Origin of the sequence: Quadrisphaera granulorum (assembly GCF_003149145.1) — a bacterium.
In the GTDB taxonomy this organism is placed as follows: Bacteria; Actinomycetota; Actinomycetes; order Actinomycetales; family Quadrisphaeraceae; genus Quadrisphaera; species Quadrisphaera granulorum.
Genome location: NZ_QGDQ01000004.1, coordinates 147,609 through 160,464 on the forward strand (window position 1 = coordinate 147,609; position 12,856 = coordinate 160,464).

General features: G+C 73.4%; 9 protein-coding genes. 5 read left to right on the top strand and 4 right to left on the bottom strand.

The features are described from left to right. Nucleotides 1-23: 23 nt before the first annotated feature. Nucleotides 24-407, bottom strand: a complete 384-nt coding sequence (locus BXY45_RS05335) for a cold-shock protein (protein WP_109773284.1) — start codon at nucleotides 405-407, stop codon at nucleotides 24-26. Between the two features lie 122 nt (nucleotides 408-529). On the opposite strand from BXY45_RS05335, the gene BXY45_RS05340 reads away from it, so the two are divergent. The 5 genes from BXY45_RS05340 (at nucleotide 530) to BXY45_RS05360 (ending at nucleotide 8,643) form a co-directional block, all read left to right on the top strand. Beyond that, on the top strand, nucleotides 530-2,905 hold the full coding sequence (locus BXY45_RS05340; RefSeq protein ID WP_211319246.1) for a helicase-associated domain-containing protein: 2,376 nt from the start codon (nucleotides 530-532) through the stop codon (nucleotides 2,903-2,905). A 55-nt stretch (nucleotides 2,906-2,960) separates the two neighbouring features. Beyond that, nucleotides 2,961-3,419 (top strand): hypothetical protein, encoded by a 459-nt coding sequence (locus tag BXY45_RS05345; protein ID WP_109773286.1) that lies wholly within the window; start codon nucleotides 2,961-2,963, stop codon nucleotides 3,417-3,419. A 55-nt stretch (nucleotides 3,420-3,474) separates the two neighbouring features. Beyond that, a complete protein-coding gene (locus BXY45_RS05350; RefSeq protein ID WP_109773287.1) occupies nucleotides 3,475-5,136 on the top strand; it encodes a DNA repair helicase XPB in 1,662 nt (553 codons plus the stop codon). A gap of 60 nt (nucleotides 5,137-5,196) precedes the next feature. After that, nucleotides 5,197-7,071, top strand: coding sequence for a thiamine pyrophosphate-requiring protein (locus tag BXY45_RS05355; protein WP_109773288.1), 1,875 nt, complete (start codon nucleotides 5,197-5,199; stop codon nucleotides 7,069-7,071). 114 nt (nucleotides 7,072-7,185) lie between these two features. After that, nucleotides 7,186-8,643 (top strand): S1C family serine protease, encoded by a 1,458-nt coding sequence (locus BXY45_RS05360; protein WP_109773316.1) that lies wholly within the window; start codon nucleotides 7,186-7,188, stop codon nucleotides 8,641-8,643. A gap of 44 nt (nucleotides 8,644-8,687) precedes the next feature. Here BXY45_RS05360 and BXY45_RS05365 read toward each other — a convergent pair whose 3' ends face one another. The 3 genes from BXY45_RS05365 to BXY45_RS05375 form a co-directional block, all read right to left on the bottom strand. Beyond that, on the bottom strand, nucleotides 8,688-10,967 hold the full coding sequence (locus BXY45_RS05365) for a beta-xylosidase/alpha-l-arabinosidase (RefSeq protein WP_109773317.1): 2,280 nt from the start codon (nucleotides 10,965-10,967) through the stop codon (nucleotides 8,688-8,690). An 80-nt stretch (nucleotides 10,968-11,047) separates the two neighbouring features. Next, nucleotides 11,048-12,154, bottom strand: a complete 1,107-nt coding sequence (locus BXY45_RS05370; protein WP_109773318.1) for a Gfo/Idh/MocA family protein — start codon at nucleotides 12,152-12,154, stop codon at nucleotides 11,048-11,050. After that, nucleotides 12,151-12,852, bottom strand: coding sequence for a ThuA domain-containing protein (locus BXY45_RS05375; protein ID WP_109773319.1), 702 nt, complete (start codon nucleotides 12,850-12,852; stop codon nucleotides 12,151-12,153). Before BXY45_RS05375 ends, BXY45_RS05370 begins: the two co-directional genes overlap by 4 nt. Nucleotides 12,853-12,856 lie beyond the last annotated feature (4 nt).

The following is a 12,856-nucleotide window of genomic DNA, read 5'->3' on the forward strand; positions in this document are numbered from 1 at the left end:
TGTCAGGCGTCTGAGGCGTCGTGTCAGGCGTCGAGGTCGTCGGCAACCTTGCGGAGCACGGCGGCCACCTTGCCGGTGCTCGCGCGGTCGGGGTAGCGACCGCGGCGCAGGTGACCGGACAGGCCTTCGAGCACCTTGATGAGGTCTTCGACGATGACCACCATGTCTTCCGCGGGCTTGCGCTGCGCGGCGGCGACGGAGTGGGTGGGCTCCAGCAGCTTCACCGACAGCGCCTGCTTGCCGCGGCGGCCGTCGGCGACACCGAACTCGAGGCGGGCGCCCTGCTTGACGGTGGGCGTGCCCGCGGGCAGCGCGGAGGCGTGCAGGAACACCTCCTCGCCGTCGTCGGTGGCGAGGAAGCCGAAGCCGCGCTCGGCGTCGAACCACTTGACCTTGCCAGTAGGCACGGTGAACCTCAGAACTCTCGTCTCGGTGGATGGGCCGGCGATCTGACTGGCGCCGCGCCAGTGCGGCCCGGAGAGTCAGACTACCGGGAGGGTCAACGCGGTTCCGCGCGTACGGTGTTCCGGTGCCGGCCCCCCGTTCCCTGGCCGACGACCTGCGCTCACGCGACGACGCGACGCTCGCCGAGCTGCTGGCCGGCAGGCCCGACCTGGCGGCTCCCGTACCGGGAGACACCGCGTCCCTCGCGGCTCGCGCGAGCACCCGGGTCAGTGCTCAGCGTGCCGTCGACAGGCTGAGCACGCCGCAGCTGCAGGTGCTCGAGGCTCTCGTCGCGCTCTCGGGGTCGACCGCCGATCCGGTGGCCCTGCCCGCCCTGGTGCGCGCCTGCTCCGCACCGCGCGCCCGTGTGCTGCCTCACGTGCGCCACCTGCACACGCTCGCCCTGGCCTGGGGCCCTGACGCCGCGCTGCGGCCGGTGCGTGCCGCGGCCGACGTCCTCGGCCCCACCCCGGCCGGGCTCGGAGCCACGCTGCGCGAGGCTCATGGCACGCGCTCGCCGGCCCGCATCCGTGACCTCGTCGAAGACCTGGGGCTCGCCGGCACGGGCGACCCGGTGGGCGACCTCGACGCCGTCGCGGCGCTGCTGGCTGACCCGGCGCGCCTGGCCGAGCTGCTGGCCGACGCACCGCCCGCCTCCCGCGAGCTGCTCGACAGGCTCACGTGGGGTCCCCCGACCGGCGCAGTGCCGGGGGCGGACCGAGCCATCAGAACGGCGGAGGCCGGCTCGCCGCTGGAATGGCTGCTGGCGCGCGGCCTGCTCGCCGCGGCCGGCCCGGGGCACGTCGTCCTCCCGCGCGAGGTGGCCGTCGCGCTGCGGGGTGGCGCGGTGCTGGCCCGCCTCGACGACGAGCCGCCTGCCCTGGCCCGCACCCGGCACTCGCCGCACGTCGACGGCGCCGCCGCCGGTCAGGCCGCCGAGGCCGTGCGCCTCGTAGAAGCACTGCTCACGGCGTGGAGCGCCGCTCCGCCACCGGTGCTGCGCGCGGGTGGCCTGGGCGTGCGGGAGCTCAAGCGCCTGGGCGACCGGTTGGAGGTCGATGCGGACCAGGCGGCATTCTGGGCGGAGCTCGCGCGCGCCGCGGGACTCGTGGCCGACGACGGCGAGGCCGACGCCGCGTGGGCGCCGACCCCTGCCTCCGACGACTGGCTCGACCTCCCCGTCCCGCAGCGGTGGGCCGAGCTCGCCGGTGCCTGGCTGCGCACGTCGCGGGTGCCGGGCCTGGTCGGTGAGAAGGACGCTCGCGGCAGCGCCCGGACGGCGCTGTCCGACGACCTGGACAGGACAGCCGCCGCGCCCGTGCGGCGGATGGTTCTCGAGGCGCTTGCCTCCCTTGACCCCGGCGAAGCCACGAGCGAGACCGCGCTCCTCGACCGCGTCCGCTGGCAGGCACCCCGCCGGGTCGGCGCACTCGCCCCGCGCCTGGTCGCCTGGACGCTGCGCGAGGGCGCATGGCTCGGCGCCCTGGGCCTCGGGGCCGTCGCCGAGCACGGCAGGGCGCTGCTCGACCAGCCCCCGGCGGACGTCGCCGAGGTGCTGCGCCGTCTGCTCCCGGAGCCCGTCGAGCAGGTGCTGCTCCAGGCCGACCTCACCGCGATCGCTCCCGGCCCGCTCGTGCACCCGGTTGCGGCGGAGCTGGCCCTGGCGGCCGACGTCGACTCCCGCGGCGGAGCCACCGTCTACCGGTTCACGCCGTCCTCGGTGCGCCGGGTGATGGACCTCGGCCGCTCCGCCGACGACGTCCTCGCCTTCCTCCGCGGTGCCTCGGCCACTCCCGTGCCGCAGGCGCTGGAGGTGCTGGTCCGCGACGTCGCCCGGCGGCACGGCCGCCTGCGCGTGGGCACGGCGTCGTCCTATCTGCGCAGCGACGACGAGGCCGCCCTCGCCGAGGTGCTCGCCGCGCGCGCGGCGGCGCCACTGCGGCTACGCCGGCTCGCGCCCACGGTCGCTGCGGCGCAGGCCGATCCCGCCACCGTGCTCGACGTGCTGCGCTCGATGGGCATGGCGCCAGCGGTAGAGGGCGACGACGGCGACGTCGTCGTCCGCTCCCCCACCGCGCGGCGCACGCCCCCGCGGCAGGTGCCGCGACCGGTGACGGGCGAGCCGCCGACGCCCAGCGCCGAGACGGTCACCGCGGTGGTGGCGGGTCTGCGCTCGGGCGACAGCGAGGCGGTGCGCCGCGCTCAGGCGGAGGCCGACGGCACCGGTGAGCCGCCGCAGCTCACGGCCACCGACCCCGCGTCGGCGCTGGCGGCGCTGCGTGACGCCGCCGCGCAGGGGCGCGCCGTGTGGGTGGGTATGTCGGACGCCGCCGGGCGCCTCACCGTGCGGCAGTACTCGCCGGTGGCCGTCGACGGGGGTCTCGTCACCGCCCTCGACGCCACCTCGGGCCAGGTACGCACGATGTCCGTGCACCGCATCAGCGGAGTCGCCCCCGCCTGAGCCCAGGCATGCGCGACTACCGTGGGAGGACTGCTCTACCTCGGGAAGGACGCTCGTGACTCAGGACCCGTACAGCCCGGCAAACTCCTCGGGCGACGGCCAGAGCGGGTGGGCCAGGCCCAGCACACCCCCCACTTACGGCCCGCCGCCCGCGTACGACCCGCCGCCCGCTCCACCGGGCTACGGCTACGGCTACACCGGCATCCCGGCCTCCGCAGCGCCGCCGGCCGCTGCGTCCACCAGCACCGTCGTCCTGCTCGTGCTCAGCGGCCTGCTGACGCTCGCCCTGTCCTGGACTCTGCTGGGCCTGGTCTACGCGGTGCCGGCGGTGCTCAGCATCGTCGCGTTGTCGAAGCGCGAAGACCCATCCAGCGCGCGGCGGCTGACGCGGACCGGTTGGATCATCTTTGCCAGCATCTGCGCGCTCGTCGTCCTGAGCATCGTGGCGATCATCGTCGCCCTGATTGCGTGGGACGGCGGGGCGTCAGCCAGCTCGAGCGGCGGGTCGGTCTGAGCAGCCCAGAGTTCGGTACGGGAAGCAGCACAGCCTCGAAGGAGTTGACCCTGCGGTGACCGACGGCCCCCTCATCGTCCAGAGTGACAAGACGCTCCTCCTCGAGGTCGACCACCCGACGTCCGCCGCGGCCCGCAAGGCCATCGCGCCGTTCGCGGAGCTGGAGCGGGCCCCCGAGCACGTCCACACCTACCGGATCACCCCGCTCGGCCTGTGGAACGCGCGCGCCGCGGGCCACGACGCCGAGCAGGTGGTCGACGCGCTGATCGAACACTCGCGCTACCCGGTGCCGCACGCCCTGCTCGTCGACGTCGCCGAGACGATGGACCGGTACGGCCGCCTGCGCCTGGAGAAGGACGGCGACCGCCTCGTCCTGCACGCCACCGACGTGCCGGTGCTTGAGGAGGTGCTGCGTTCCAAGAAGGTCGCGCCCCTGGTCGGCGAGCGGCTGGACCGCGAGAGCGTCCTGGTGCACCCCTCCGAGCGCGGCAACCTCAAGCAGGTGCTGCTCAAGCTGGGCTGGCCCGCGGAGGACCTCGCCGGATACGTCGACGGCGAGGCGCACCCCATCGAGCTCGACGAGGACGGCTGGGCCATCCGCCCCTACCAGCAGCAGGCGGTCGACGGCTTCTGGGACGGCGGCTCCGGCGTCGTCGTCCTGCCCTGCGGAGCCGGCAAGACGATCGTCGGCGCGGGAGCGATGGCCAAGGCGAAGGCGACCACGCTCGTGCTCGTCACCAACACCGTCAGCGCCCGCCAGTGGCGCAGCGAGCTGCTCAAGCGCACGAGCCTCACCGAAGACGAGATCGGCGAGTACACGGGCTCCAAGAAGGAGGTCCGGCCGGTCACCATCGCCACCTACCAGGTGCTGACCACCCGCAGGAAGGGCGTGTACCCGCACCTGGAGCTGCTCGACGCCCGCGACTGGGGCCTGGTCGTCTACGACGAGGTGCACCTGCTGCCCGCGCCGATCTTCCGGATGACGGCGGACTTGCAGGCCCGTCGCCGCCTGGGCCTGACGGCCACGCTGGTGCGCGAGGACGGCCGCGAGGGCGAGGTGTTCTCCCTCATCGGCCCCAAGCGCTTCGACGCGCCGTGGAAGGACATCGAGGCGCAGGGCTGGATCGCTCCGGCCGACTGCGTCGAGGTGCGCGTCACGCTGCCCGACGGCGAGCGTCTCGCCTACGCGACGGCGGAGCCGGAGGAGAAGTACCGGCTGTGCGCCACGTCGTCGTCCAAGACGCGGGTCGTGGAGCAGCTGGTGCGGGCCAACCCCGGCGAGCAGACGCTGGTCATCGGGCAGTACCTCGACCAGCTCGCCGAGATCGGCGAGCACCTCGACGCGCCCGTCATCACCGGTGAGACGTCGGTGGCGGAGCGGCAGCGGCTGTTCGACGCGTTCCGCGCCGGTGACATCCACGTGCTCGTCGTGTCCAAGGTCGCGAACTTCTCCATCGACCTGCCGGAGGCGTCGCTCGCGGTGCAGGTGTCGGGCTCGTTCGGGTCCCGTCAGGAGGAGGCCCAGCGACTGGGCCGTCTGCTGCGCCCGAAGGCCGACGGCCGCACCGCGCGCTTCTACACGGTGGTCGCACGCGACACGGTCGACGCCGACTTCGCCGCCCACCGCCAGCGGTTCCTGGCGGAGCAGGGCTATGCGTACTCGATCGTCGACGCCGACGACCTTCCCCACGCGGGGTCGGCGGCGGCCGGCGCCTGATGGTGGCCAGCGCCCATGATTACCGTGATCGGGCGGCTGCCGGGTGGGTAGGGGACGCCCGTGACGCAGACCCGCCCGCAGCAGAGCACCGGCCAGTGGACCGACGTCCCGGAGCCGACGACCGTCGGTGACCACGTGGTGGAGCGCCTCGCCCGCTGGGGCGTGCGCCGCTACTACGGCTACCCCGGCGACGGCATCGGCGGCGTCATGGCGGGCATCTCCCGCGCCCGTCGCGCCGGCGCTGCGCAGCTCGTCCAGGTCCGCCACGAGGAGACCGCGGCCTTCGCCGCCGTCGCCGACGTGAAGTACGGCGGCTCCCCCATCGGCGCGTGCGTGGTCACCAGCGGCCCGGGCGCGATCCACGCCCTCAACGGCCTCTACGACGCCACGCTCGACCGCGTGCCCGTCGTGGCGCTGGTCGGGCAGAGCGCCACCCCGGCGCTGGGCACGAGCTTCTACCAGGAGATCGACGCCAAGGCCCTCTACGAGGACGTCGCCGACTACGTCATCCAGCTGTCGTCCCCCGACCAGGTCATCCACGCCGTCGACAGGGCGTGCCGCACCGCGCTGGCCCACCGCACGGTCTGCGCGATCATCGTCCCCAGCGACCTCGGCAGCGCGGACGCCGCCCTGAGCACACCGAATGCCCACGGCTACAGCCACACCTCCAGCGTCCCCAGCACCGACCCGGGCGCCCCGCCGCAGGCGGCGCTGCGCGAGGCCGCCGCCGTCCTCAACGCCGGAGAGCGCGTCGCGATCCTCGCGGGCGTCGGCGCTGCCGGCGCGACTCAGGAGCTCACCGCGGTCGCCGACGCGCTCGGTGCGGGAGCGGCGAAGGCCCTGCTCGGCAAGCACGTCCTCGACGACAGGCTGCCGTGGGTCACGGGCGCCATCGGACTGCTCGGCACGCGCGCGTCCTACGAGCTCATGCAGCACTGCGACACGCTGCTCGTCGTCGGCTCGACCATGCCGTACGGCGAGTACTACCCGCCGCCCGGCCAGGCACGCAGCGTGCAGATCGACCTCGACGGCGCGAAGTGCGGCCTGCGCACCCCCACCGAGGTGAATCTCGTCGGTGACGCCGCCGAGACCCTTGCAGCCCTGCTGCCGCTGCTCCGCAGGAACCCCGAGGAGACCTGGCGTCAGCGCATCGCCACCTGGAAGGACGACGACGACGCGGTGCGCGAGGCCCGCTGCGCGGCCGCCGCAGACCCGGTGAACCCCGAAGCCGTGGTGCGCGGCCTGCAGCCCCACCTGCCCGAGAACGCGCTGCTCGCCGTCGACTGCGGCACAGCCACCGCCTGGTACGCCCGCGACGTCGACCTCACGCCTCAGCAGTTCGGCTCGCTGTCGGGCCTGCTGCTGAGCATGGGCGGAGCCCTGCCGTACGCGCTGGCCGCGAAGACGGCACACCCGCACCGGCCGGTCATCGCACTGGTGGGCGACGGCGCAATGCAGATGAACGGCGTCAACGAGCTCATCACCGTGGCTCGGGAGTGGCAGACCTGGGAGGACCCGCGGCTGGCGATCCTCGTGCTCAACAACCGCGACCTGAGCTTCGAGACGTGGGAGGTGCGTGCCGAGCTGGGCGAGGTGCCCGACCCCGCCTCGCAGTCGCTGCCCGACGTGCCGTACGCGCAGTGGGCACAGCTCCTCGGGCTGGCAGGCACCCGGGTGGAGCACCCGGAGGACGTCGACGCCGCGTGGGCGGCGGCGCTGGCCGCGGACCAACCGTTCGTCATTGATGCCGTGGTCGACCCCGCCACCCCGATCATCCCGCCGCACGTCTCCACGGAGCAGGCGCTGCAGACGGTGAAGAGCGGGGTGCGCAGCGCGATGCACGGCGACGAGGAGGTCCCCGGCCTGGTGAGGCAGGGTCTACGGCAGGTGGTCGCCCCTGTCCTGTCCGCGGTGAGGCACCGCCCGCGCGGCTGACTCGGCGTCCAGGAGGCTCCCAGGTACCGTCCACGGTGCGTGCAGGCCGTTCCTGTTTTCTACTACGGAACGAGCACCAGCACGGTTCGACCCACTCCTGACGGAGAGATGACGATGAGCCACGACACCCAGTCCCCCGGTTCCGGCGCGCCTCACGGCCAGACGCCGTCGTGGGCACCGCCCGGCGAGGGGTGGGTCAGCGGTCAGCACGCCCAGCCGAACGCACAGAACGGGCAGCACACGCAGCCCTTCGGGTCGTCCGGCTACAGCGGCCACCACTTCTCCGGTCAGGGCAGCACGGCCACCGTGACGCAGCCCACCCCCACCGACCCCTGGTACGGAACGCCGTCAGAGCCCAGCGGCGAGAAGCCGGGCCGCCGTGGTCCCGGGTGGAGCGGTGTCGTCGCGATCGCCGCGATTGCCGCGCTCCTCAGCGGCGGCCTGGCGTTCGGCGCGGCGCGCCTGACCGACGAGACCGCCCCTCCGCCGTCGGCGTCCAGCTCCCTCAGCGGATCCGGTGGTGGCACAGAATCCGGCAGCGGGTCCGCCGCCCAGGCGGTGCCGCTCGGCCAGGCGGTCAACTGGACCGAGGTGGCCCAGCGGGTGGAGCCCAGCGTGGTGACCATCCAGGTCTCCAACGGCCAGACCGGCGGTGAGGGCACCGGCATCATCCTCGACCAGCAGGGCCACGTCGTCACCAACAACCACGTGGCCACGGCAGCGGGCGCTGACGGCCAGATCCGGATCATCCTGTCCAACGGCGGCATCTACCAGGGCAAGATCACGGGCACCGACCCTTCGACCGACCTGGCCGTCATCCAGATCCAGAACCCCCCGAGTGACCTGCGGCCCGCCACGTTCGGTGACTCGAGCGCCGTGGTCGTGGGGCAGAACGTCATGGCCATCGGCAACCCGCTGGGCCTGCAGGACACGGTGACCACGGGCATCATCTCGGCCACCGACCGCCCGGTGACCACCTCGGCCAGCGAGCAGCAGCCGTCCCAGCCCGACCCGTTCGGCTTCAACCAGCAGCAGCAACAGCCAGACACCAACGTGGTGACCAACGCGCTGCAGACGGACGCGGCCATCAACCCCGGCAACTCCGGCGGCCCACTGGTCGACGCGAGCGGTCAGGTGATCGGCGTGAACTCCTCCATCGCGTCCACGTCGGACGGCTCCGGCCAGGCCGGCAGCATCGGCCTCGGCTTCGCGATCCCCGGCAACGAGGTGAGCCGCGTCGCCAAGGAGCTCATCGAGAACGGCAAGGCCGAGCACGCCCGCCTCGGGATCGAGCTGGCCGAACAGGGCGGCACCGCCACGGCCAACGGCATCACGCGCCAGGCAGCGGTGGTCGGCAACGTCGTGTCCGGCAGCGCCGCCGCCTCCGCGGGCCTCAAGCAGGGCGATGCCATCGTCGCCGTCGACAAGACCCCGGTGACCAGCGCCGAGTCACTCATCGCGCAGATCCGCTCCCGCGCGCCGGGTGACACCGTGACCCTGCAGGTGGTCCGAAACAACCAGCAGCAGGACATCACGGTGCAGCTCGGCACCGACGGCGGCAGCAGCGAGTGATCCAGCGGATCCAGCGCTGATCCTGCGAAACGCCCTGGAACCCCTCAGTCGAGGGGTTCCAGGGCGTTCTGCGTCGTCAGCACCGTGGTCAGCACCGTGCGGCGGTCGGAGACGGTCACGACGTGCGGATCGCCGACCAGCTCGACGTGGACCGTCACCTCCACGCGCTCCGCGTCCGGGCCGACGCGCAGCTGCACCGCGCCCGGCTCGACGACGCGCACGCCGCGGCGGTCTGTCAGCGCGAGGCGGCGTGTGGGCACGTCGAACCGCACCCGCACGGACGCCTCGGGCTCCAGCGTCACGCGGGCGTGCGCCAGCAGCTGCGTCACGGGGCGCGTCACGGAGGCGACAGGGTCGTGCCCGTAGAGCTGGACGACATCGGTGCCGGCACGCCTCCCCGTGTTGGTCACGACGACGGACGCGACGATCGATCCGCCCGTGTCCACGCGGGCGGACTCCACCTGCAGGTCCGAGCGCTCGAAGGTGGTGTAGCTCAGCCCGTGCCCGAACGGGCGGACCGGTTCCGTGGCGATGTTGGACACCGACGACGCCCCGCCCAGGATCGGGTGCAGGTAGCTGTACGGCTGCGCGCCCACCGAGCGCGGCAGCGTCACGGGCAGGCGGCCCGACGGATTCACGCGGCCCGAGAGCACCCCGGCGATGGCGCCGGCGCCTTCCTGTCCGGGGAAGAAGGCCTGCACCACGGCGGAGCACCGTTCGAGCGCGCTGGCCACGGCGTAGGGCCGGCCGGTGAGCATCACGAGCACCACCGGGGTGCTCGGCTCCACGCCGTCGAGCACCGCGTCGAGCAGCTCTTGCTGCACGCCGGGCAGATCGAGCGACTCGGCGTCGCAGCCCTCCCCGGACGTCCCGCGGCCGAACAGTCCCGCTCGGTCCCCCAGCACGACGACGACGGCGTCCGCGCCCCGCGCCGCGTCGACGGCTGCGCCGAAGCCGGAGGTGTCGCCCCCCTCCACGTCACAGCCGCGCGCGTACACCAGCTCCGCGCCCTCGAGCTCGGAGCGCAGCGCGTCCAGCACGGAGTTCACCCGCAGCCGCATCGGCGTGCCCGGATGCTGCGCGAGCACGTGGTTGGCGAAGGAGTAGCACCCGAACAGCGCGGACGGGTCGTCGGCATTGGGCCCGAGGACCGCGATGCGCGTCGCCGCCGTCGTCGCCCCGGAGTCCCCCAGGGGCAGGGAGCCGTCGCTGGACAGCAGCACCACGGACTCCTCCGCCAGCTGCCGCGCGAGGTCGCGGTGGGCGGGCGGGTCGAGGTCGATCGCGTCGAGGTCGACGGCCGGGTCCCACCCAGCATCCAGCAGCCCGAGCGCGGCCTTCTGGGTCAGCACTCTGCGCAGGGCGCGGTCCACCAGCTCCTCCGAGACTGCGTCGGCCAGTGCGAGGTACGCGACCCCGGTGGGCAGCTCCACGTCGATGCCAGCGTCGAGCGCCTGCGCGCCGGCGTCGGCCACGTCAGCCGCGACCCCATGCAGGGTCTGCAAGAACGCGACGGAGAAGTAGTCGGCCACGACGGTGCCCTGGAAGCCCCAGCGCTCGCGCAGCAGCTCGGTCAGCAGCGAGGCGTCAGCGGCAACGGGCAGCCCGTCGATCTCCGCGTAACTGTTCATCACCGAGCCGACACCGCCGTCGAGCACGGCCATCTCGAAGGGCACGAGCAGCACGTCGGCGAGCTCGCGGGGGCCGGCGTGCACGGGCGCGAGGTTGCGGCCCGCGCGGCTGTTCGAGTACCCGACGAAGTGCTTGAGGGTGGCGACGACGCCGGCGGACTGGATGCCCCGCACGTACGCCGTCGCCACCTCGCCCACCAGGTGGGGGTCCTCGCTGATGCACTCCTCGACGCGCCCCCAGCGAGCGTCGCGGATCACATCGAGGACCGGCGCCAGTCCCTGGTGGACGCCGAGGGAGCGCATGGACTCGCCGATGGCGGCGCCCATCCGCTCCACGAGCTGCTCGTCGAAGCTCGCGCCCCAGCTCAGGGGCGCGGGGAACGTCGTGGCGCCCCAGGCCGCGAGGCCGGTGAGGCACTCCTCGTGGACGAGCGCCGGGATGCCGTGGCGTGAGGTCTGCTGCAACCAACGCTGCTTCTCCGTCAGCCCCCGGGCGCCCTCGACGGCGTCGACGGGCGCGGTGCCGAACACGCGGGTGAGCTGTCCGAGACCGTGGACGGCGTAGCCGGTCAGGGAATCGGGGGCATCTCCCTGCATGGCGTCGGCCATGGGGGCGACGTCGCCACCTTCCCCCGTACCGCCGCGGCCCTCCCACAGCCCGACGAGCTGGTAGAGCTTCTCCTCCCGCGTCATTGCGGCGACGAGCTCCTCGACGCGCGCCGCGCGCTCCGCGCTCAGCGGTTGGGACGGGTCAACATCCGGCAGGTCCGTGCTCACAGCGTCACTCCAGCCGTCAGGTCGACGAGACCCGCCACGGGCTCGGGGCGCTCGCACGTGCTGGCCACCTCCACAGGCGCGCCACCGGCACCAGCGGAGGCGAGGACCTGCTCCATGACGTCGAGCACGTGCAGCGCCACCTCGCCCGAGGCGCGGTGCGCCACACCCGCGGCCAGCGCGAGGCTCAGGTCGGCCAGGCCCTCCCCACGTCCGGCGCCGACGTACCCGGCGCTGGGCTCGAGCCCCGTCCACTGCTCGCCCGTGCACAGCTCCACGGAGCCGTCGAAGTAGTTGGGGTCCGGCACCGACAGCGAGCCCTTCGGACCGTGCACCTCCAAGCGCGGGGCACGTGAGCCCCACACGTCGAAGCTCATCACCACGGTGGTCAGCGCGCCGTCGCGGTGCTGCAGCAGCCCCGTGACGTGCGACGGCGTCGTCACGGAGAACTCCAGCCCGGCCTTCGGCCCGGTCGCTACCGAGCGAAAGGAGCGCGGCGCCGACGCCAGCCCCGTCACGCGCGCCACGGGCCCGAGCAGGTGCACGAGCGAGGTCAGGTAGTACGGCCCCATGTCGAGCAGTGGCCCGCCGCCGGGCGCGTAGTAGAACTCCGGCGAGGGGTGCCACAGCTCGTGCCCGGGCGCGACGAACGTCGCGGTAGCAGCGTGCGGCGTGCCGATGAGGCCGGCGTCGACCGCCGCGCGCGCCGTCTGCACGCCGGTGCCCAGCACGGTGTCGGGCGCGCAGCCGACGCGCACGCCGGCGGCAGCGGCGGCCTCCAGCACCGCGCGGCCCTCCGCCGTCGTCGCCGCCAGCGGTTTCTCGCCGTAGACGTGCTTGCCGGCGGCGATGGCCGCCAGTGCGACCTCGGCGTGCGCCGCGGGGATCGTGAGATTCAGGACGACGTCGACGTCGTCGTCCTCCAGCAGTTGCTGCAGCGGCAGCGCCCGCGCGCCGGCGTGAGCACTCGCGAGCGCCTCGGCCCTGCCCGCATCCAGGTCGGCGACAGCCGTCAGCGCCAGCTGGGGCAACCTCGCCAAGGACGCGCTGTACTGCTCGCTGATCTTGCCGGCGCCGACGACGCCGACCCGTAGCGGCCGGCTCATCGCGCTGCCCACAGCAGGCCCCGCTCCACGATGGCGCGGACGTTCGGGTCCTGGAGCACCTCGACGCGGTGTCCGGGCGTCGCCACGAACACGCGGCCCTCGCCCCACGCGCGGGTCCACACCGCGGGGCAGGTGACCGGCCGGTGCCACGGCTCCCACTCCCGTACCGCCGTCGTCGTGGTCGCCAACACGTCGTTGAGGTCGTCCGAGAGGATCCAGTACTGCTCGGTGACCAGGTCGAAGTCCGCCAGTCCCGCGGTGATCGGGTGCTCGCGTCCGGCGGTTGTCAGCTCGATGCGGTGGGGCACGTAGTTGTCCTCCATCTCGCCGGTGCGCTGCGCGTGAGGATGCAGTGCCGCGTGGGTCGCGAACTGCCCACCCACCAGCTGCAGGTAGTCAGCGCTGGCCCGGAAGGAGTCGGCGATGCCGCCGTGCCACCCCGCGAACCCTGTGCCCGTTGCGACGGCACGGGTCAGACCGCGGAGCTGGTCGGGCTCGATGCTCGACATGGTGATGCTCTGCACCACCAGGTCCAGGTCCCGCATGTAGTCGCTCTCCGCGTACGCGGCCGGCCCCTCCTCCACGCGGACGTCGAAGCCGTGCTCCCGCAGGAACGGGATGAACAGCTCGGTGGCCTCGACAGGTTGGTGCCCGTCCCAGCCGCCGCGGGTGACGAGGGCACGCTTGGTGGAGGACACGGGG

Bases quoted from the DNA above. Each gene is read 5' to 3' on its own strand.
- BXY45_RS05360 (WP_109773316.1), top strand. From the start codon at position 7,186: ATGAGCCACGACACCCAGTCCCCCGGTTCCGGCGCGCCTCACGGCCAG.
- BXY45_RS05365 (WP_109773317.1), bottom strand. From the start codon at position 10,967: ATGACGCGGGAGGAGAAGCTCTACCAGCTCGTCGGGCTGTGGGAGGGC.
- BXY45_RS05370 (WP_109773318.1), bottom strand. From the start codon at position 12,154: ATGAGCCGGCCGCTACGGGTCGGCGTCGTCGGCGCCGGCAAGATCAGC.